Raw genomic sequence first — 21,756 nt, 5'->3', positions numbered from 1 at the left:
AAAAGTACTACATTGTATGCAAGAGGATATTTTGTAATGCATGGTTAACTGTTGGAAATGTGTATTGATATCCATGTTTAATAGCTTTATTGGGTAATACATGTTGCCCTTCTAATACAAGTATACTCATCTCACCGAGTAAAGCGCGAAGTACAAATGAAGGAACAGGTAGCCAATGAGGTCGCCTAGTTATAGTGGCAATAATTTCACCGAACTCTTTCATCCGTATTGGCGTTGGCGCTGTAATATTAAAAGGTCCGTCAATTTCTTTTTTGTGAATGATGAAATCAATCATGCGAACGACATCGTCTATATGAATCCATGATAACCATTGGTTTCCAGATCCAAGTGTACCGCCGATATATAATTGATAGGGAAGTAGCATTTTTGGAAGAGCTCCTCCATCTGCGCCCAATACGACTCCAAATCTTGTGTAGACAGTTCTTATTCCAATGGAGCGGGCTTTAGATGCTTCTTGCTCCCACAAATATACTGTGTTTGCTAAAAAGTCATCTCCTGGAGTCTCTTGCTGTTCTGTAAAAGATTCGGTTTCAGATGTCCCATAGTATCCAACGGCACTTGCATTAATAAATGTGTGTGGCTTTGTTTCAAGTGTTTGTAATTGTTTAATGAGTCCTTTTGTTGTTTGAATTCTACTGTTTAAAATTGATTCTTTTTGTTTTTTTGTCCATCTACTATTAATAGATTCTCCAGCTAGATTAATAACTACATCGATAGAGGAGAGAGGGAAGGTCTGTAAATCCGGTGTCCACTGTACGTATTGAAGGTTAGTGTGTGAAGTTTCAGTAATTTTTTTTCGAGTAAGAATGTAAACAGTAAATCCCTTTTGAATAAAAAAACTAGAAAGGGATTTGCCTATAAAGCCAGAGCCACCAGAAATTGCGATTTTCACAATCATTTCCTCCTCATTATATATATTCTTGAAAAGAAAAAACGTTCCTTGACTATGTTAAAATAATAGAGAGGTGAGAGTATGACTGTCATTACAAAAATAGAAGTGCAAAAACGATCGAAAGAACGATTTAATATTTATATTGATAAAGGTCAGGGCGAAGAGTACGGGTTTAGTGTGAATCAATCAATCTTAATGAAACATGGGTTACAAAAAGGCTTAGAAATTGATGAAGTAGCGTTAGGGAATATTTTGTACAATGAAGAGGTACAAAAAGCATATTTACAAGCGATTTCCTATTTATCCTATCAAATGAGAACAAAACAAGAAATAGAAGATTTCTTACGAAAAAAAGAAGTGGGACAGGCCATCATCTCTGAAGTCGTTTCGAAATTATTACATGATCGATACATTAATGATAAAGAGTACGCTATTTCATACGTGCGAACGCAAAGTAATGTGAATCAAAAAGGTCCAACTGTTATTAGGAGAGGGCTATTAAGTAAAGGTGTTCAGGATTTAATCATTACACATAGTTTACAAGAGTATCCAAAGGAGAAGCAAATGGAGAATGCTTTGTTTCTTATAGAAAAGAAGAAAAAATCTTATCAAAAGCATTCATTTTTACAAATGAAGCTAAAGTTAGATGAAATGCTTGTTCGTAAAGGATATTCTAGAGATGTGATTCAAATTTGCTTGGAAGAATTGAAAGACGAAAAAGATGACGAACAGCAAGAAGAAGCGTTACACTATCATGGGAATAAATATTATGAGAAATATAAGAAGTATGATGGTTGGACATTCGAAAATAAGGTGAAGCAAGCGTTATATCGAAAAGGATTCTCTATTGATGAGATAGATATATTTTTACAAATGAAACGTGAAGAGGGATGAGGAAATAAGATGGGTACGCCAAAACGCTACAGTGAAATGACACCACATGAGCTAAGGGAAGAAATTGGGGTTTTGAAGGAGCAAGCAGTAAAGGCTGAGCAACTTGGAATTGTAAATGAATTCGATGTATTAATGAGAAAAATGGCTATGGCTCGTGCTTATATGATAGATATAAATAAATTCCATATTGGTGAGACATATGAATTAGTAGAAGAACCTGGTGTGGTATTTAAAATTACGTATTTCAATGGGGTATTTGCTTGGGGATATAAGCAACATGATAATGAAGAGATTGGAATACCAATTTCCTTGCTACAAGAAAAATAAAAACCAGAGAGCGAATCTCTCTGGTTTTCATCTTTGGTAGGCGTTAAAGGAGATAGGAGATTCTAAAATTGGCGTTTTTTACATTCGTTTGCCAGTATAATGAGAGACTGGGTTTGTTGCGTCTGTCCGTTAACTTGCGCTTTCGCATGTTTTGGACGAGTCCACGTATGGTTAAATAATTCAGAACGACGATCTAAATGGTCACGGTAGCTCATCTTTATCACCTCGTGTAGGAATTTAATTTGTACTACTCTTCCTGCTGATTTGCAGCACGCATACGCTCTTGTGGGTGCGTGTTAATTGTGCCGTTAGGTCGTTTCGAAGCGAAGCGTGATTTCGCTTTCGGTTGACCGTCGATTTTGCTGTTGTTTTTTGACTCAGACCAAAATTCGGCTTGTCTACCCATTAAGAACGCCCCCTCATTATCAGTCGATACCCCTTTAAGAAGTATCACTTATAGAATGTGCAAAATAGAAGAAACTATCCTTTAGAAATTAAGGGAATAAATAGGTAAAAGGAGAATAGAACATGAATGATATTTATGAAACATTAACGAAAGAATTATTAGATAAAAATGACAACCTTTCTTACGCACAAGCTCGTGCATGGGTTGAATTACTGTGGGAAGACTTCCGAACAACTTATGCTAAATCAGGTCGTTACCAAGGTGAGGAAATGACTGAACAAGTGGTACGAACATGGGTTAATAATCATGGAGGGCGCCTTCATGAAATGCGTACAAATAATCCGAAGTATAGTCATTTAATCAATCAAGAAGATCATTTGAAACATTAAAAAAAGCGACGTAGGTCGCTTTTTTTAATGTGGAAGCAATTCCAGTTTCTTTCGAAGTTTCTCTTCGCTGAAAATCCATCCTGTATATGAACTAATAATATTTAAATTTTGATCGAGCTGAACGATTGCGACGAATGGATAATAATCTTTACTTCGATACCGCAAATCAATAAATCGAACTTCATAATAGTTATCATAATCGAAAATATCCCAGCGATATACAGGCGAGAAAGATAAGAAAGCAGATATATTTTCATCTCGCACAGCGGCTTGCATAATGGCGGTATTCGGGAACGGTACGCGATTAAATCTATCGTATACAAGGATGTTACCGCGGTGCCATCTTGCTACGTAGTAATGTTCAGTTGTAACGACGGCTAAATGATAATGATAAAATTTGTAAGAAGGAGAAATAATTACTTTCTCTACATTTTTGAAACGTTTGTATACTACACTTTTAATATTTCGATGCATCATAATGCGGCCGATATAGTAAACAAACATTAATATATACGCTGCTAAAGCAGTATAGCCTTTATGTGCTCCGACAAGCATACAGGCGATAGCAAGTATATGGATAAAGAAAATGACAGTATCAAACGTATTAATTATGCCGAGCGCTACCCATTTTTTTGTGAAGGGCCTTAATGCCTGTGTACCATAGGCATTGAAAATATCCACAAAGACATGAAGAAAGACGGCAATAAATGACCAAAGTAGTAGATGCAGATAGGGAGCGTCTGAAAAGAAGGCGAAAGAGATGCCACTTATAAGGAGTGACCAAAGGATCACTGCAGGGATGGAATGAGTAATCCCGCGATGATTTCTTATATATTTAGCGTTATTACGCAATTTTAAAACTGTATCGATGTCAGGAATATTGGAACCGGCAATTGTTGCAAGCATTACTGCTTGTGGCCCAATATCACTTTGTGCTATAGCTGGATCTAATGTTGCCAAACTGCCTAGAGTAACGCCCATAACAAGGTGAGTGGCTGTGTCCATAGAAATCCACCTCCGTTTTTTATTAATGTAACTCTTTTTATTCGATACCTCAAGTCCTTTGCCTTCTATTTCCTATGTCATCTTACTTAAATTTTTTCCTAAAATCTTTATAATAGTACGTATATGCAAAAAAATGAGGGGGATCAAGTTTGACACTTGAAATATTAAATGAGTTTAACATAGAACAGTTTCAAAATGATTTAATTGGTTGGTTTGAAAAAGAACAACGTGATTTACCGTGGCGAAAAAATAAAGATCCATACCGTGTTTGGGTTTCAGAAATTATGTTACAGCAAACAAGGGTAGAGGCTGTAAAACCATATTACGCAAATTTTATGGGGAAGTTTCCTACGCTTGAAGCGCTAGCAACTGCCGATGATGAAGAAGTATTAAAAGCATGGGAAGGCTTAGGTTATTATTCTAGAGCACGAAATTTACATGCTGCAGTAAAAGAGGTAAAGGAAGTATACGGCGGGACAGTACCGAGCGATGTAAAGAAAATTGAAAAATTAAAAGGAGTGGGACCATATACAAAAGGTGCCATTTTAAGTATTGCATATGGCATACCAGAGCCAGCGGTTGATGGAAATGTTATGCGCGTATTATCTCGTATTTTATCAGTGTGGGATGATATTGCAAAACCGAAAACGAGAAAAGTTTTTGAAGAGATTGTGCGTGAAATTATTTCTATAGAAAATCCATCTTATTTTAACCAAGGTTTGATGGAATTAGGGGCATTAATTTGTATACCGAAAAATCCATCTTGTTTACTTTGTCCTGTACGTGAACATTGCAGAGGGTATGCTGAAGGTGTTCAAAAAGAACTACCAGTGAAGAGTAAAGCGAAAGCACCTACAATGGTACCGCTCGTTGCGGGAGTACTTCAAACTGAAGATGGCCGTTACGTAATTAATAAACGCCCAAGTACGGGATTACTGGCTAATATGTGGGAGTTCCCGAATATTGAACTAAGTGAAGGTATTCGTAATCAAAAACAACAGCTTACGGATTATATGAAGGAGAGCTTTGATCTCTCTGTTTCTATTGATGAATACGCGATGAATGTACAACATACTTTTACACATCGTACTTGGGATATCTTCATATTTTACGGAAAAGTAACAGGTAATATTGTCGAAACGGATACATTAAAGTTTGTATCGAAAGAAGCGTTTGAACAGTTACCTTTCTCGAAATCACATCGTACAATTTACGAAAAGTGTGTTGAGAAAATTACAATGCAGTAAAGTGAAACTTTAATCAGTGGGGGTTTTCTTCATCCCCCACTGATTATTAGCCCTCACCAATCGGGCTTTTATGGGCAGCCCGACCCCAACCTAACTTCTTTGCTTTCGCTGCATTTTGAGGTGGGGTCTTACTGCCCGGCAAATAGCGGGATAAATAATAAAAACGTGTTCCAGAACTTTGGAACACGTTTTTTTATATTGAAAATAAATTTGTATTTTGAGGTTGAAAATCCACGCGTTTATAATCCGCCCCGTGACTCGATTTCTTTAACAACTTCTTTATAAATCGTTTGTCCCTCTACATTTAGATAAGGCATAATTTGCTGAAATGAATGATGAAAATAAGCTAATTCATCCTCTTTCCATTCATTTTTGGAAATCATAGTTAGCTCAGTCATATCACGTCCAGTATACATATTCCCACCTCCATCATATGTAGTTTGAATGAGTGATAAGAGATATATACGTGAATTTTTAAAAAGAAAATTAGGGATAACTTCTAAGTGAATTGGTTACATTATTGATTGTGGAGGTGAGAAAGATGAGTAAAAAACAACAAGGTTATAATAAGGCAACTTCTGGTGCTAGCATTCAAAGTACAAATGCTAGCTATGGTACAGAGTTTGCAACTGAAACGAATGTACAAGCAGTAAAACAAGCGAACGCACAATCAGAGGCACAGAAAGCACAAGCTTCTGCTGCTCAAAGTGCAAATGCTAGTTATGGTACAGAGTTTGCAACTGAAACAGATGTGCATGCAGTGAAAAAACAAAATGCACAATCAGCTGCAAAACAATCACAATCTTCTAGTTCAAACGAGTAATGAAAGAAAAACACTTCTCCAATTCGAGAGAAGTGTTTTCTTTGTGTGCGTGTCACTGTAATGAAAATAAAGGAAACGACATAACTTCTAATAAGTCAACAAATATAGTCAAAGGAGAAAGAAGTTCACGATTAGAAAATATGTAATAGGAATTATAAATGGCGAATGAATCAAAAAGGGGGTAAGTGATGAACGATTTTGATAAGTTGGTAGGAGAGCAGTTGGAAACGATGGATGAGCTTTTAAAGTTACAATCACATTTAGAGAAGTATCAGCAAATTGAAATGAGTGGAAGGGATACGTGCGATAAAAAAGAATTGCATTTTATCCGTCAAGAAATATACAGAACAGAAATAGCATTAAAACTTTTGCATGAAAAATTTGAACAGCAAACGAATAATGTGATTCAATCTTTTGAAACCGAAAAAATAATTTCAAATTAAGGGTGAGATATGTTGTTGATTTTAGGTGAAAAGTCCTTTCTTAAACAGAGGTGAGGGGGCTTTTCTTTTTGTTATATCTTCGTTTAATCTTCTAAAATACGTATTGCTAATTCATAGGAAATGTTCCTTCGTTAAAAGGGTTAGTGATGTGGTATTCAATAATACAAACTTTATTATATTCCTCATGAAAACAAGTGTCCTATCGCTTTAGTTTTAAAATTTTGACAAAAAAGTTATAATAGAAAAAAAGTGAATGCAGTTCAAGGGGTAGTTAAGACAACTTAAGAAAAGCATTTGCGGTTGAAAGAAGGGAGCATATATGGGATTTCCCAAAGAAGGAGAAAAGGTACAAATACATAGTTATAAACATAATGGCTCCATTCATAGAATGTGGGAAGAGACAACAATTTTAAAAGGGACGCAGAGCCTTGTGATCGGAGCAAATGATCGTACAGTAGTTACGGAATCAGATGGTCGAACATGGGTTACTCGCGAACCTGCGATTTGTTACTTCCATGCTAATTATTGGTTTAATGTAATTGGAATGCTGAGAGAAGAAGGAGTATATTATTATTGTAATTTAAGTTCTCCTTTTGCATATGACTCTGAAGCATTAAAGTATATTGATTACGACTTAGACATTAAAGTGTATCCAGATATGACATATACACTTTTGGATGAAGATGAGTATGAAAAGCATAGTCAAATTATGCAGTATCCACCTGTTATTGATACAATTTTAAAACGAAATGTAGCACATTTAACACAGTGGATTCATCAAAGAAAAGGTCCATTCGCACCGGATTTCGTAGATATGTGGTACGAAAGATATTTAATGTACAGAAATTAAAACAAACCTGCAGGGAATTTCCCGGCAGGTTTGTCCTATTAGAGGGGGGATTATGTGCAAGGTATAAAAAGATATTTACAATTTGTTAAACCATATCGATGGCTTATTGCTATTACAATTATTATTGGTCTTGTGAAGTTCGGTATCCCGCTTATTATGCCATGGTTATTAAAGTATATTATTGATGATGTTATTCAAGGTACGGGATCGCTTCAAGAAAAAACGTCTCAATTAATAACCGCAATTGGGATTGCTTTTTTTATTTTTGCAGTAGTAAGACCGCCGATAGAATATTATCGTCAATATTTCGCGCAGCGCATTGCCAATACAATACTATACGATTTACGAAAATACATTTTTGGGCACTTGCAAAAATTGAGCTTACGTTATTATTCGAACACAAAAACAGGGGAGCTTATTTCACGTGTAATACATGATGTAGAACAAACGAAGGACTTTGTAATTACTGGTCTTATGAATGTCTGGTTAGATACTGCAACAATTGTTATTGCCATTATCGTTATGTTTTCTATGAATATAAAATTAACCTTTGTTGCTTTATTAATCTTACCTATTTATGTAGTTGCAGTGAAATATTTTTTCGGGCGCCTTCGAAAATTGACGAAAGAGCGCTCGCAAGCGTTAGCAACTATGCAAGGGTATTTACATGAACGTATTCAAGGGATGCAAGTGACACGTAGTTTTGCATTAGAAGAGTATGAAAGAGGACAGTTTGAAAAGAGAAATAATGAATTTTTAACGAAAGCACTAACTCATACGAGTTGGACGGCGAGAACGTTTTCGGTAGTGAATACGTTAACGGATTTAGGGCCGTTACTTGTTATTGGTTTTGCGGCATATGAGGTAATTCAAGGGTCGTTAACACTGGGTACGATGGTTGCTTTTGTTGGATATATGGATAGTTTATATAGTCCGCTTCGTCGCCTTGTTAATTCATCTACAACATTAACACAGTCTTTCGCCTCGATGGATCGAGTGTTTGAATTGTTGGATGAAAAATACGATATTGTTAATGTGCCAAATGCGGTGCAAACGAAAAGGCTAGATGGGGAAGTTATATTTGATAATGTTTCTTTTCGTTATAATGCGGATGAAAAAGAAATATTGCATAATCTGTCATTAACTATGCGCCCGGGAGAGAAGGTTGCGCTTGTAGGGGCAAGTGGAGGAGGAAAGTCATCTCTTGCTAGTTTAATTCCGCGTTTTTACGATGTTTCTGAAGGTGCAGTTTATATAGACGGGATAGATGTAAGAAAGTATAATATGAGAAATTTACGTAGTCATATTGGAATTGTGCTACAAGATAATTTATTATTTAGCGATACAATCGGGGCTAATATTTTATATGGCAATCCGAAAGCTACAGAGGCGGAAGTGATTTCAGCTGCCAAAGCTGCACAAATTCATAATTTTATTACAGAGTTGCCAGAGGGCTATGATACTGTCGTTGGGGAACGTGGTGTGAAATTATCTGGTGGACAAAGACAGCGTGTAGCAATCGCACGGGTTTTTCTAAAGAATCCGTCTTTACTTATATTAGATGAAGCAACTTCCGCTTTAGATTTAGAAAATGAACGATATATTCAAGAGGCACTGCAAACGTTAGCTGCAGATCGGACAACAATTATTATTGCACATCGATTAGCGACGATTACGCATGTTGATACAATTATTTATGTTGAAGATGGTGAAATAAAAGAAAAGGGTTCTCATGAAGAGTTAATGAAAAAGAGGGGGTTTTATTACAATCTATATCAACTTCAGCATATAACAGAAACAGCTCCTTTAGCGTAAAAGGAGCTGTTTTTTATTCGTCTTCTTTTTTATCTTCGATTTGGAGTTCGCTTTCTGGTTTATGGTATGTGTAGAAGCTATCCACAAGTAAATCTAAATGCTCTACTTCCTCACTGTAGTTAATAATTGAAGAAATAAGAGGGAAGAGGTGTAACCATATTTTATATGCTTCCTCATCGTCTTTATTTTGATAATCCATAAAGATATCAATCAATTCTTGTTTACCGGTTTCAACTTCATCAAGCATCTCAACGGATTGTTGTTTCTTTGCTTTACCAATAAATTTTAATAACACTTGTTCGTGATAATGCGTTAATGAATCAAGTTCGTTTTGAATAGATTCCTGAAACTCTTCTGGCATATAGCGCAGTTCATTTTCGGTGCGATGTAATGATTTTAACGTGCTTAAAGCGCGGCTTGTTGTCGCTAACATTTGTCTGAATAAAACGAGCTTACGAATTTTCGCGAATTGTATTTTTTTCGTATAGCTTCTTTCTTCTTTATACAGCAAATAGTAATGATTTAGTTTAATCATTTTTTCTTTCATGCGATCGATATCGGTTTTTAGCGTTGTAAAATCAGAAGCTTGCCTACTGTTCATACGAATCCATTTAACAATTTCCTCTGTATTATCAACGATGCGATGGTAAAGTTTTGTTTCATATTTTGGCGGCATAAATACTAAATTTACAAGCGAAGCCGCAATAATTCCAATCATAATCGTCGCGAATCGAAGTAAGGCAAAATTAAAGAAATCTTCGCCTTGATACTCCATAATGGCGATAACTGTTACTAAAGCGAGTGATATTGTTTTTTCTAAGCGTAATTGTAAAGTAAGAGCAATTACTAATATACACGTTAATCCAATAATAAAAGGATTATGTCCAAAAGCAGTAGCAAATACGATAGCGAATACAGCACCAATTACGTTTGCTTGAATTTGCTCAAGAGCAGTTAAATACGAGCGGTATACAGACGGTTGAACAGCAAAGATAGCTGAGATTCCCGCAAATACAGGACTCGGTAATTGAAGTAAAATACAAGCAAATAAAGCTAATGTAATGGCAATACCCGTTTTTAAAATGCGAGCACCAAGTTTCATACCCTTATTGATATCCTTTCTCTTGTCATAATGAATGTACAACATGATACTATACATTCATTACAATATGTTAGCAAGTGATATTTTAGTGACGTTAAAAAGTTTAATAAATAAATTACAATCAATTTATAATTTCTCCAAATTCTCTTTAAACATCTATTCTTTAATAAAAAAACCTGCTGAATTTCAGCAGGTTTCAAATTGTTATTCTAGATTACTATGCGATGCTCGCTTCGTCAATTTTTTTATGAAAATAAATATTGTACATATCATTCAGTTGAAATAGATGGATCCGCCTGTTCTTTTTTTGGGATAATTTCATAGAAGTGAAGCTGGATATCATCTAATAATGGTGTTAACAAAGCGACTTCTTCATATTGTTCGTGCTCATTTAATACACGAATGTAGTCTAATAATAATTCATTCACATCTTGCAAACCATTTTTACTAATTGGCTGCAATGTTACATTTGCACCTTTAGCAATTCTTCTTTTTAAAGCGTGCTCTGTTAAACCTAAGTTTGGCTCATGATGTAAATAAACAACACCACCAGTCATGCCGGCACAAATCCATGGACCAGGATCTCCTAAAACAAGAGCGCGACCATTTGTCATATATTCAAAAGCAAATCCTTTTATATTAGAATATACTCCGATATTTCCTTGTTCTTTTTCGCGGAGTGGTTTTGTAATTCTGCCTCCAATTATCATATCTGCTCCAGAAAGGCGAATGCCAGCACGAGCATCAGCGTTACCTTGCACGTATAATGCACCTTTTTGAGCGCCGTATCCAAATCCTTTTCCGACAGAACCGTTATAATATGTTCCATCTGTTCCTTTTGCTTTCGTTATATAAATGCCACCGCCAAATGAAGTTTTTCCAATTCCATCTTGCGCGCCACCATTTACGTGTATAAATAAGTTCTCGCTATTGTACGCGCCTAATCCGTTTCCGGGAACAGATCCGTTTGTATACTTTAATGTAAGTGGTTCAAGATGAGTGTTTTCATATAATTTGCTACGAATACGATAACAGGATTCTAGACCGCCCATTACGCGTTGCTCTACGCCGACGCTTACTAATTCTTTTGACTGGAGAGAATTTGTTGTTTCAAATTGTTTTTCTTGTACAGATGCCGTTATTTTCACAGATGAATCTTCTATCGTTTGTATTAAATTACGTAAGTCTAATAAGTCCTTGCCTCGAGTTTGTTCTAATAAATCCGATCGTCCGATAATATCTTGTAAGTTTGTGTAACCGAGCTGCCCTGTTAAACGTTTCAATTCTGTACCGAAAGTAGTGAATAGGCTTAATAGCCCTGTAACTGCGCTTTCTAATTCACGTGGAACGAAACGGCGCAGTCCATGTTCTTTCGCTTGAGCTTCAGATTCAATTTGTGTTGCAATTCCGACGTGGCACGTATCAAGATGACAACCACGGCAAGTTGTACAGCCAATTGCAATCATTGATAATGTGCCAAATCCGATCCGGTTTGCTCCGAGGAGCATGATTTTTAAGGCGTCATTGACACTTCGAATACCGCCATCTGCCCAAATCTCTACTTTATGTCTCATATTTGCTTCTAGTAACGCATTGTGAGCAGCTTTAACACCAATCTCTACAGGAAGACCAACATGTTGCAATGCGTGAATACGCGCAGCACCTGTTCCGCCATCAAATCCACTAATGTTAATAAAGTCAGCGCCAGCTTTTGCGATACCAACAGCAATTGTTCCGATGTTAGGAACGACAGGAACTTTTACAGCTACTTTTGCAAGATGATTAGCCGTTTTAATTTCTGTAATCATTTGAGCCAAGTCTTCAATTGAATAAATATCATGGTTGTTAGAAGGTGAAATTAAATCCGAACCAATTGTAGCATTACGTGCTTCCGCAATTTTGGCAGTCACTTTTGAACCAGGCAAATGTCCACCTTCACCAGGCTTTGCTCCTTGACCTATTTTAATTTCAATTAAATTTGATGAATTTAGTAGTTCGGCGTTTACTCCAAATCGGCCAGATGCAACTTGTTGTCCGCGTGTATGTGGGTACTTACCAATCATATCTTTAATTTCGCCGCCTTCACCGTTCAAACTAATCATATTTAGCTGATCGGCAGCTTCTGCATACGCGCGAAAGGCAATTTCATTTTGAGAACCAAATGACATGGAACTAATAATAAATGGTAAATCATGATTGTGAATGCCGATGGACACTTCTTCAGTCGGAACTACATGCTGTGCTTGTTTTGTTTGAACAAGGTGCCTGATTGCGATGGGAGTGTTTTCTTCTAATTCACTTAACTTGTCGCGATAATCATCATAAGAGTTTCCTTTTGCAACATCACCAATTGCTTTCCAAATCCGCGGGAATATATGAAATGATTTTCGCATTCTAACTTTTGGATTGTTAAAATCCTCAGCTCGAATTTTTGCATCTTCAGCAAGTGATTCAAGTGAAAAAGCTAAATTATTTGAACCGCAGAAGTTTGTAATTTGTAATATATTTGCGATTTCCTCATGTAATCCAATAGAGGAGAAGAGGCGACCGTAACCGCGTAATTCATGAATTCCAATCGTTGAAATTACTTTCTCTAGTCCTTTATTAAGTGCGGTATACAAATTAGTAATTGGTACTTTTGTTTCATCATTTACCGTTGCGAACAATAAATATGGATTAATACCATCTGCCCCTAATCCGTATAGCGTGACGATATCGTGTAAGGAGCGAAGGGCACCGGAACGTATAACGAGAGAGCATTTCCGGCGTAATTTATTTTCAGTTAATGCTTGATGTACTTTAGCAGTAACTAGATGTGGGTCAATCCATAACAGTTCATTTTGATGAGATTTAGCGTCATCTAATAATAGTAGGGAAGCACCATTTTTAACGGCTGCTATCGCTTCGGAACTAATTCGATTTAATGCGATTTGTAGAGTTTCTGATGGACTAAATGTAACAGAAATTGTAGAGACAGAGCTATGAGTAATGAATAGCTGTATAAGTTGTTCGTACGTAATCGTGTGTAAGTCTGCCGCGATAGATTGAGCTAAATTCCCTTCTAAAATAATGGGTGAAAGCATCTCGATTACAAATGGTTGTTTAGAGTTATCTAATAAACCCGGACGCTCTCCGAGTACAGTACGTGTGGAGAAGTGTTCAACTTCTCGATCGCGATCGATTGCTGGATTTGTAACAACGGCTACACTTTCCTTAATGAAATCAGCAATATTTCGTCTATCTGTATCAAGTGCGGCAAGTGGTGAGTCATGCCCAAGTGACCGAATTGGTTCGACGCCTTTTGTCGCCATTTGTTCAAGGAGCTGAATATGTTCTCGATCCCAGCCAAAAGCGACGTATTGATTCGTTTCAACTTGAACCGAAGCACATAATCCCTCAGTTTCTTTCGTTTCAGGGATAGATAAGTTTACATGATAATTGGTAACATCGATTCGTTTCTTAAAACGGTTATATACTTCAATTTGATAATTGTCGTATTCATAGAGAACGAGCTCATCTTGTTGATTCCATTTTAATCCAACTTTTTCTCCAGGAGCGAGTGGTTTCGGCTCTGCTACATATTCAGTTGGTGATACAACTCCAGGTTCAGAAGAGAAAATATAGGAGCTCTCTGTCTCTACTTTCCAAACTGGGCGTAATCCAAGGGAATCGACACTGAAAACAGCTTCATCTTTATAACGTGAAATAATACCAGCTGGACCTTGTGCGAAATGCCCCCAAGCCTCACGTATATAAGTGTATAAGTTTTGTAAGTTTGTTTCGTAAAGTTTTATTTCATTAATAATTGGTGGAAATAATATATCCATTGCTTCAAATAAACTGTAGTTATACTGAACGAGAAGGGTTTCTAAGGTGCGGTTTAAATCTTGGGAATCACTGCCCCCGGCAGTAAGTGGTACATTAATCATTTCAGCTTGATCGCGTAATTTTGCAATCGTGTTAATTTCGCCATTATGCCCGAGAATGCTAAATGGTTGTACACGAAAAAAATTAGATAACGTATTAGTAGAATAGCGATTATGTCCTAGTGTCATAGTTGAAGCGATAAGTGGGTGTTGTAAATCATTGTAATAAGCAACGAGTGTATCGCCAGCACCGAGAACTTTATATACAACATGTTCATGACTTAATGAGGCAACATGAATTGCTTCATTTTCTTCGATTTTTATTGTTACAGAAAATAATGTTTGTTCAATATTTTTAACTTCACTTTCGGCGATAAGGGCAATTTGCCAAAATAAAGGTTCTTCTTGTTTACCAAGAGGACCGAGTGCATCTGAGTTTATTACATCATCATTTTCGAGAACAATTGTAAAGCTTTCATTGTTTAGTTGCGTACGAATGTAATCTTTTAACTCAGCAATGTTTTCTTTTTTGTTTAGAAAAAAATGTCCAACGATAAAGTGGGGATGATCCACAATCGTTGGATTATATCCGCTATTTTTCAGTTTTTCATTCCAAAGTGCTTTTGGCATGTCGATATGAATTCCGATACCATCTCCTTCGCCATTAATGAAACCAGCTCTATGATTCATTTTGACTAGCGATTGTATACAAAGATCGATGTTTTCTTTTGTAGGAATTCTTCGTTTTTCCATAACGGAAACGATTCCACACGCATCGTGTTCTGCATTTTTATAATTCCGAAATAAAGACGGTGTCCATTTATTTTTTTTGTTGAGCATCCGTCAATCCCCCCTCTGGAAATGAATTTTGAATAATCTTACTATTTAAGGCGTGAACTGCCTTGTATACATGGATAGTAAGGATATAAAAGAATATAAAACAGATAATTATGAATAATTATACTATTAATGAGGGATTTATGAAATAGAAAAAAGGAAAAAAGAAAGATGGGCTTTCTTTTTTCCTTTTGTAATGAAGAGATTATTTATTGTTCGCTAGGGTAGAAAATGCTCTGCCAACAGCTTCAATTGTATATTCAATATCTTCTTTTGTATGTTCTGTCGTTAAGAACCATGCTTCATATTTAGAAGGTGCTAAATTAATACCTTCTTGAAGCATCAGCTTGAAGAATCTACCGAACATTTCACCATCTGTATTTTTGGCTGCATCGTAATCTTCAATTGTATTTGTTGTGAAGTATACAGTTAATGCACCCTTTAGACGGTTTACTGTAATATCGATGTTATGTTTTGTAGCTTGATCTAAAATTCCTTTTTCAAGCATTGCGCCAAGTGCATCTAATTTCTCGTATACGCCTTCTTGTTGAAGTACTTCTAGGCAGGCAATCCCTGATGCCATAGAAGCAGGGTTCCCAGCCATTGTACCAGCTTGGTATGCAGGGCCGAGCGGTGCAACTTGTTCCATAATTTCTTTCTTACCACCGTAAGCACCAATTGGAAGTCCACCGCCGATAACTTTACCAAGTGCTGTTAAATCTGGGGTTACGCCAAGTAAGTCTTGAGCGCCGCCATACATAAAGCGGAAAGCAGTAATAACTTCATCATAAATTACTAGTGCACCAGCTTCGTGAACAAGTTCATTAACTTTTTCAAGGAAGCCAGGTTTTGGCTCAACAATACCGAAGTTTCCAACGATTGGCTCTACAAGGATAGCTGCTACTTCATGTCCCCATTTATCTAACTCTTCTTTTAAAGTTTCTACATTATTAAATGGAACAGTAATAACTTCTTGAGCGATACTTTGTGGCACACCTGCTGAATCAGGAATTCCAAGAGTAGAAGGACCAGAGCCAGCTGCTACAAGTACTAAATCGGAATGACCGTGGTAACAACCAGCGAATTTCATAATTTTTGTGCGGCCAGTGTAAGCACGAGCAACACGAATGGTTGTCATAACGGATTCTGTACCAGAGTTCACGAAGCGGACTTTATCTAAAGCGGGCATTGCTTCTTTTAACATTTTTGCGAATTTTACTTCTAATGCTGTTGGAGTACCGTATAGTACGCCGTTTTCAGCCGCTGTTTTAATTGCTTCTGTCACGTGTGGGTGAGCATGTCCAGTAATAATAGGGCCATACGCTGCTAAATAATCGATATATTTATTTCCATCTACATCCCAGAAATAAGCACCTTTTCCACGTTCCATTGCAACAGGAGAACCGCCTCCAACTGCTTTAAAAGAACGGGAAGGACTATTAACACCACCAACGATATGTTCTAAAGCTTCTTTATGTAACGCTTCTGATTTTGTGAAATTCACTACAATTCATCTCCTTACAAAAATCTATGTATTATTCTAACATGTTTTTTGAAAAGACGTATTGTTTGTGATAGAAGGAGCAGTTGGGTAAACTATTCGTTGTGACATTTAGGAAGGGGGTCCGATTATGAAATCGGTAATTGAGGTACAAGGGTTACGTAAAGAGTTTACAGCTTATTCAAGTCGTCCGGGATTAAAGGGTGCATTTCGCGATTTATTAAATCGTAATTATAAAATAGTACCAGCAGTAAATGATGTTTCTTTTACTGTAAAGCAAGGTGAAATGGTTGGTTATATTGGTGAGAATGGTGCTGGTAAATCAACGACGATTAAAATGCTTACAGGGATTTTGACTCCGACATCAGGACAAATTACAGTGAATGGAATGAATCCACACAAACAGAGAGAAGAATTTGTAAGAACAATCGGCGTTGTGTTTGGTCAGCGTTCCCAGCTTTGGTGGGATATTGCTGTACAAGAATCATTTCGTTTATTGAAGAAAGTGTACGGTGTATCAGACTCTCAGTATAAGGAACATATGGAACATGTTATTGAAACGTTAGATATCGGTCCTTTGTTAGATAAACCGGTACGGAAATTATCTCTTGGTCAAAGAATGCGTTGTGAATTGGCAGCGGCGTTAATTCATAATCCGCCGTTATTATTTTTAGATGAGCCAACAATTGGACTAGATGTTCTTGTGAAATTGAAAATACGAGAATTCTTAAAAGAGATGAATGAACGTTATAAAACAACAATTTTATTAACGACACATGATATTACTGATATTGAAGCTTTATGTGAACGCGTCATCATGCTTGATGAAGGGAATATTATGTATGACGGATCTTTAGATAATCTTCGTACGCAGTGGGGAGTAGAGAAGGAAATACATTTTCAGTTTGTTGCCCCAGTTTCATACCAGGAGTTATCAATGGTTATGCCAGATAGCCATGTTGTTTGGTTAAAAGCGAAAGAAGAAAACGCATGGGTTGCAAAAATACCGAATGAAGAAGTTATCATTTCTATGTTGATTTCTAAAGTAGTACAAGCCTTTCAAATTAAAGATTTGAAAATTAACGAAGTGTCTACAGAGGAAATTATTCGTAACATTTATGAAGAAGGTATTATGCATGGGTAAGTATATTGAAATGATTCGGATTCGCTTTTTAATGATGCTTGCTTATCGTACAAATTATTACAGCGGGATTTTAATTTATACGATTAACATTGGTGCGTATTATTTTTTATGGCAAGCAATTTATAGCGGGAAAGAGAATATTGAAAGTTTATCTATTTCACAAATGACTACGTATATTGCGATCGCATGGATGGCACGCGCTTTTTATTTCAATAATATAGATAGAGAAATTGCGATGGAAATTCAAGAAGGACGTGTGGCGGTAGAGCTAATTCGTCCGTACAACTATTTAGGTATGAAAGTTATGCAAGGGCTTGGAGAAGGGATATTTCGTTTTGCTTTCTTTTCGATTCCGGGCATGGTTATTGTTACGTTATTATTTTCATTACAAATTACAACGAATTTTCAAACGTGGTTATATTTCTTCTTATCTTTAATATTTAGTTTTATCATTAATACACAAATAAATTTAATGACAGGAATGCTTACATTCTTCTTATTTAATAATAGTGGAATTATGTATGCGAAACGTGTTGTTATCGATTTATTTTCTGGTTTATTATTACCGATTAGTTTTTATCCGTTATGGGCCCAAAAAGCAATGGTGTTTTTACCGTTTCAAGCAATTAGTTATATTCCAAGTATGATTTTCTCTGAAGGTATACAAGGAAGTAAGTTATATGAAGCTTTATTATTTCAAGTGATTTGGGCAATTATACTTATTATTCCAATTGTACTGATGTGGAAAACGGCGAGAAAACGTCTAATCGTACAAGGGGGATGATGAGATGATATATATAAAATTATTTTTGCAATATGCAAGTCAATATATAAAAACAAAATTGGAGTATCGTGGCGATTTTATCGTCGGATTACTTTCAGATTTATCACTACAAGCTGTTAATTTAATCTTCATTCTCGTTGTGTTTGGGCATACCCAAGCACTAAAAGGGTGGAGCCGAGAAGAAGTAATCTTTATTTATGGGTTCTTTTTAGTACCGTTTGCCATTTTTTCAGCTTTCTTTAATATATGGGACTTTAATGATCGTTACATTATTAAAGGAGAAATGGACCGTATATTAACGAGACCGATTCATAGTTTATTTCAAATTATATTAGAAAGAATGGAACTTGAATCTTTAATTGGAGCTATTACGGGGATTATTGTGATGGGTTATGCAGCAATGGAGCTGCAATTATCTTTTTACTGGTATGATTTCTTCTTATTCCTACTCATGGTAGGGGGAGGGGCACTTGTGTACGGCGGGATATTTGTTACGCTTGCAAGTTTTGGCTTTTGGTCGGATGCGAAAAGTTCCATTATGCCGCTTATGTATAACATAGGGAATTATGGACGCTACCCTGTTGATATTTATAACCGTGTTATTCGCTTTGTTTTAACGTTTGTTTTACCGTTTGCATTTGTTGGGGTATATCCAGCAGCATACTTTTTAAGAAAAACAGAGTGGAATAGCTATGCTTTCGCAAATCCAATTGTTGGTGTTATCTGTTTTACTATTGCAATTACCCTCTGGAATCAAGGGGTTAAACGATATCGTGGTGCAGGAAATTAATTATAGAAGCTTGTTCGTTTCTAAGGGATAAATCAGCTACAGTCCTCATACATATAAAACGAGGTGGAGGACATGTTATGGGGATTTATTCTATTAATTGCAGCAATCGCTATTTTGAGAAGTGTCCAATTATTATGGAGTTCATATTCAAATTCCAATCGTTTCTTTTCGCTGTACAATTTAGCTACGTTGTTTTTGATTTATACAACGGTACTGATTGCGTTTGGATTAAGTTATGTTGTGCTAGAGGAAATGGGTTTTGCAGTTTTGAAAGAAGATGGGGATAGGTTAAGTGCTCATTCCTTTCAGCTCGTTGAAATATGTTTATATTTTAGCGCGGTTACTTTATTGTCCGTTGGATATGGTGATATAGCTCCGATTGGAATCGGAAGATGGATTGCAATTGGAGAAGCGCTAATTGGATATACATTACCGTTTGCCTTTGTGATGAGATCTGTAATAGACAATGAAAAATAAGGTAGCATTTGATATAGTAAAAGAAAAGAGAAGGAGTGATAACAATGATTACAGTAGGAGAAATGGCACCAGAATTTACATTAGAAGGAAGTAACGGAGAACAAATTCGCTTAGCTGACTTTCGCGGTAAAAATGTAGTCCTATATTTTTATCCGAAAGATATGACTCCGGGATGTACAACTGAAGCATGTGATTTTCGTGATGCATATGGATTATTTCAAGAGAAGGATACGGTTATACTTGGTGTAAGTCCAGATTCAGCAAATAGACATATGAAATTCATTGAGAAGCATGAGCTTCCATTTGTACTTTTAGTAGACGAAGATCATAAAGTAGCAGAATTGTACGATGTTTGGAAGCTGAAAAAGAACTTCGGAAAAGAGTACATGGGAATTGAGCGTTCTACATTCCTTATTAATAAAGACGGTGAGCTTGTAAATGAGTGGCGTAAAGTGAAAGTGAAAGGGCATATTGAGGATGTTCTTTCTTATATAAAATAAATCTATATTAATGAGGAGAAAAAATACATATGTAAGGCATGCGTCTATACATATTTTCTTGCGATACATAAAGTGAAAGTGTAGGGCATACCTCCTCAGATGATAGTATTCCAAGTGCGATTATGTCGCACTTTTTTCTATGTAAATGTATAGGGAATGGGGGAAGATACATAAGAATAAGGCTATATACGAAAATAAACCACATACTTATAGTAGAAATATTGACGATTTATAAGAAAAAGAGTACACTCTTTATAAGAATTATAAAATAATAATCCGTATAGAATCGGGGTGCATGACGGTGGTCAAAGAAGAATTAAAAGAAGCGCTAGAAATGCTGAAAAATACGGGTGTACGCATTACTCCACAGCGTCATGCTATTTTAGAGTACCTTGTGGAATCTATGACGCACCCAACAGCGGATGACATTTATAAAGCATTAGAAGGTAAGTTTCCAAATATGAGTGTTGCAACTGTCTATAATAACTTACGTGTGTTTAAAGAAGTTGGACTTGTAAAGGAATTAACTTATGGGGATGCTTCAAGTAGATTTGATTATGTTACAAGTCAACATTATCATGTGATTTGCGAAAAATGTGGTAAGATTGTTGATTTTCCTTATGGAGGATTGGAACAGCTTGAAGAGGAAGCTGCAAAAACGACAGGCTTCGTTATTAATAGTCATCGCTTAGAAATTTATGGCGTTTGTCCAGAGTGTCATAAGGCGTAATATATAATAAAGAAAGAGGCTGACGGCTATACGTCGACCTCTTTCTTTATTATACATGGGAATCGTGTTAGACTCATGAGGATTTAAAATGTTAAGTGAAGAATCAAATTTAATAAGAACAAATACAAAAGGTGATTTCTTAGTTAAGAAATCACCTTTTTAATGAGATGAAACTTCTTTAGTTATGTAAGCTCCATATACCTATGATTTATAACTCTTCTTATTATATTTCTCATCAAATTCTTTTCCTTCTAGATTTCGATCAAGTGTTAAAGGTTGATTGCAATGCATACATGCGTCGACACGACCGAGCATTTTTGTTGGTTTATCGCAGCTTGGACAAATAATTTGTATCGTTTTTGTAGATAACATACCAATCCAAAAGTAAACAACAGTGCTAGCGATGACAGCTAAAAAACCAACCATCATAAAGGTTGTCATAATAATGATGTTTTCGCGAAAAAAGACACCTAAGTATGCAATGAAGAGGCCGATAAATACTAAACTCAATGCAAAGGTTCGGATTTTATTAATTTTGTTCGAATATTTAATACCCATTCCCACCACACTCCTATAGAAATAATATAACACACAATTTAGAATATTTTATGAAAACGAAGGTGATGATTAAATTTATCACTTATTAAAGAACAGTAGTGTTTTCTTTTAAGATGCAATACAGAAAGAGATTAGGTGGAAGGAGCATGTCTATAAAAGAGGAGTAGTAATTTTTTTCTATAGTTAATTTAGTTTTTTAACGGGATGTGAAATTTTTTCAGAAAAAGTATTGACCCTATATATACTGCGTGATATATTAATGAACGTCGCTGATGTGGAAACGCAGTAAACGACAAAAAAGAAATTTGAAAAACTTAGTTGACATCGAAAAACGAAGATGTTAACATAAGGAAGT

The 21,756-nt window shown here is 36.1% G+C and carries 23 protein-coding genes; 14 read left to right on the top strand and 9 right to left on the bottom strand.

The window, feature by feature from the left end; all coding sequences use genetic code 11:
* Positions 1–7 precede the first annotated feature (7 nt).
* Positions 8–913 (bottom strand): TIGR01777 family oxidoreductase, encoded by a 906-nt coding sequence (locus B5P42_RS18025; protein ID WP_220089393.1) that lies wholly within the window; start codon positions 911–913, stop codon positions 8–10.
* A gap of 81 nt (positions 914–994) precedes the next feature.
* On the opposite strand from B5P42_RS18025, the gene recX reads away from it, so the two are divergent.
* Both recX and B5P42_RS18015 read left to right on the top strand, forming a co-directional pair.
* Complete coding sequence (gene recX / locus B5P42_RS18020; RefSeq protein WP_002125056.1) at positions 995–1,807, top strand: recombination regulator RecX; 813 nt, start codon at positions 995–997, stop codon at positions 1,805–1,807.
* Positions 1,808–1,816: 9 nt separating this feature from the next.
* Positions 1,817–2,134: a YfhH family protein gene (locus B5P42_RS18015; RefSeq protein WP_002010323.1), complete on the top strand. Its 318-nt coding sequence runs from the start codon at positions 1,817–1,819 to the stop codon at positions 2,132–2,134.
* A 62-nt stretch (positions 2,135–2,196) separates the two neighbouring features.
* On the opposite strand, the gene B5P42_RS18010 is transcribed toward B5P42_RS18015, so the two are convergent.
* Complete coding sequence (locus tag B5P42_RS18010) at positions 2,197–2,349, bottom strand: YpzG family protein (protein WP_002010325.1); 153 nt, start codon at positions 2,347–2,349, stop codon at positions 2,197–2,199.
* 32 nt (positions 2,350–2,381) lie between these two features.
* Positions 2,382–2,540, bottom strand: coding sequence for a small, acid-soluble spore protein K (locus B5P42_RS18005; protein WP_002010326.1), 159 nt, complete (start codon positions 2,538–2,540; stop codon positions 2,382–2,384).
* Positions 2,541–2,662: 122 nt separating this feature from the next.
* On the opposite strand from B5P42_RS18005, the gene B5P42_RS18000 reads away from it, so the two are divergent.
* Entirely contained in the window at positions 2,663–2,929 is a 267-nt protein-coding gene (locus tag B5P42_RS18000) for a YfhJ family protein (RefSeq protein WP_002010328.1), read from the top strand.
* A 24-nt stretch (positions 2,930–2,953) separates the two neighbouring features.
* On the opposite strand, the gene B5P42_RS17995 is transcribed toward B5P42_RS18000, so the two are convergent.
* Entirely contained in the window at positions 2,954–3,934 is a 981-nt protein-coding gene (locus B5P42_RS17995; protein WP_113734830.1) for a metal-dependent hydrolase, read from the bottom strand.
* 149 nt (positions 3,935–4,083) lie between these two features.
* Here B5P42_RS17995 and mutY point away from each other — a divergent pair, with 149 nt between their 5' ends.
* Positions 4,084–5,181, top strand: a complete 1,098-nt coding sequence (gene mutY / locus B5P42_RS17990) for an A/G-specific adenine glycosylase (RefSeq protein WP_002091125.1) — start codon at positions 4,084–4,086, stop codon at positions 5,179–5,181.
* 239 nt (positions 5,182–5,420) lie between these two features.
* Here mutY and B5P42_RS32050 read toward each other — a convergent pair whose 3' ends face one another.
* Positions 5,421–5,597 carry a hypothetical protein gene (locus tag B5P42_RS32050; RefSeq protein ID WP_002091123.1) on the bottom strand — a complete coding sequence of 59 codons (177 nt, stop codon included), beginning with the start codon at positions 5,595–5,597 and terminating at the stop codon, positions 5,421–5,423.
* A 125-nt stretch (positions 5,598–5,722) separates the two neighbouring features.
* On the opposite strand from B5P42_RS32050, the gene B5P42_RS17985 reads away from it, so the two are divergent.
* From B5P42_RS17985 to B5P42_RS17970, 4 genes are all read left to right on the top strand, one after another.
* Positions 5,723–6,004: a gamma-type small acid-soluble spore protein gene (locus B5P42_RS17985; RefSeq protein WP_002125062.1), complete on the top strand. Its 282-nt coding sequence runs from the start codon at positions 5,723–5,725 to the stop codon at positions 6,002–6,004.
* Positions 6,005–6,192: 188 nt separating this feature from the next.
* The gene (locus B5P42_RS17980) at positions 6,193–6,447 is read left to right on the top strand and encodes a YgaB family protein (protein ID WP_002010338.1); all 255 of its coding nucleotides are present in this window, start codon (positions 6,193–6,195) and stop codon (positions 6,445–6,447) included.
* A 319-nt stretch (positions 6,448–6,766) separates the two neighbouring features.
* The gene (ntdP, locus tag B5P42_RS17975) at positions 6,767–7,297 is read left to right on the top strand and encodes a nucleoside tri-diphosphate phosphatase (RefSeq protein WP_000506630.1); all 531 of its coding nucleotides are present in this window, start codon (positions 6,767–6,769) and stop codon (positions 7,295–7,297) included.
* A 54-nt stretch (positions 7,298–7,351) separates the two neighbouring features.
* Complete coding sequence (locus B5P42_RS17970) at positions 7,352–9,112, top strand: ABC transporter ATP-binding protein (protein WP_002091119.1); 1,761 nt, start codon at positions 7,352–7,354, stop codon at positions 9,110–9,112.
* Positions 9,113–9,125: 13 nt separating this feature from the next.
* Here the strand turns inward: B5P42_RS17970 and B5P42_RS17965 are convergent, their stop codons facing one another.
* From B5P42_RS17965 to hemL, 3 genes are all read right to left on the bottom strand, one after another.
* Positions 9,126–10,214, bottom strand: coding sequence for an aromatic acid exporter family protein (locus tag B5P42_RS17965; RefSeq protein WP_002063696.1), 1,089 nt, complete (start codon positions 10,212–10,214; stop codon positions 9,126–9,128).
* Between the two features lie 269 nt (positions 10,215–10,483).
* A complete protein-coding gene (locus B5P42_RS17955; protein ID WP_044444347.1) occupies positions 10,484–14,920 on the bottom strand; it encodes a glutamate synthase-related protein in 4,437 nt (1,478 codons plus the stop codon).
* A 202-nt stretch (positions 14,921–15,122) separates the two neighbouring features.
* Positions 15,123–16,421, bottom strand: a complete 1,299-nt coding sequence (gene hemL, locus B5P42_RS17950; RefSeq protein WP_113734829.1) for a glutamate-1-semialdehyde-2,1-aminomutase — start codon at positions 16,419–16,421, stop codon at positions 15,123–15,125.
* Positions 16,422–16,548: 127 nt separating this feature from the next.
* Here hemL and B5P42_RS17945 point away from each other — a divergent pair, with 127 nt between their 5' ends.
* The 6 genes from B5P42_RS17945 to perR all read left to right on the top strand — a co-directional run bounded on the left by B5P42_RS17945 (position 16,549) and on the right by perR (position 20,843).
* Complete coding sequence (locus B5P42_RS17945; RefSeq protein WP_113734828.1) at positions 16,549–17,562, top strand: ABC transporter ATP-binding protein; 1,014 nt, start codon at positions 16,549–16,551, stop codon at positions 17,560–17,562.
* Positions 17,555–18,346 carry an ABC transporter permease gene (locus B5P42_RS17940; RefSeq protein ID WP_000521522.1) on the top strand — a complete coding sequence of 264 codons (792 nt, stop codon included), beginning with the start codon at positions 17,555–17,557 and terminating at the stop codon, positions 18,344–18,346. Before B5P42_RS17945 ends, B5P42_RS17940 begins: the two co-directional genes overlap by 8 nt.
* Positions 18,347–18,350: 4 nt before the next feature.
* Positions 18,351–19,136, top strand: coding sequence for an ABC transporter permease (locus tag B5P42_RS17935; protein WP_113734827.1), 786 nt, complete (start codon positions 18,351–18,353; stop codon positions 19,134–19,136).
* Between the two features lie 72 nt (positions 19,137–19,208).
* On the top strand, positions 19,209–19,613 hold the full coding sequence (locus tag B5P42_RS17930; protein WP_002125072.1) for a potassium channel family protein: 405 nt from the start codon (positions 19,209–19,211) through the stop codon (positions 19,611–19,613).
* A 44-nt stretch (positions 19,614–19,657) separates the two neighbouring features.
* Complete coding sequence (bcp, locus tag B5P42_RS17925) at positions 19,658–20,113, top strand: thioredoxin-dependent thiol peroxidase (protein ID WP_002029647.1); 456 nt, start codon at positions 19,658–19,660, stop codon at positions 20,111–20,113.
* A gap of 301 nt (positions 20,114–20,414) precedes the next feature.
* The gene (perR, locus tag B5P42_RS17920) at positions 20,415–20,843 is read left to right on the top strand and encodes a peroxide-responsive transcriptional repressor PerR (RefSeq protein WP_000237831.1); all 429 of its coding nucleotides are present in this window, start codon (positions 20,415–20,417) and stop codon (positions 20,841–20,843) included.
* A 201-nt stretch (positions 20,844–21,044) separates the two neighbouring features.
* Here perR and B5P42_RS17915 read toward each other — a convergent pair whose 3' ends face one another.
* Entirely contained in the window at positions 21,045–21,401 is a 357-nt protein-coding gene (locus B5P42_RS17915) for a YgzB family protein (RefSeq protein WP_002125074.1), read from the bottom strand.
* Positions 21,402–21,756: the final 355 nt, after the last annotated feature.

Origin of the sequence: Bacillus sp. SRB_331, from assembly GCF_003264175.1 — a bacterium.
GTDB classification, from domain to species: Bacteria; Bacillota; Bacilli; order Bacillales; family Bacillaceae_G; genus Bacillus_A; species Bacillus_A mycoides.
This window is presented reverse-complemented; position numbering and strand designations above follow the sequence as displayed.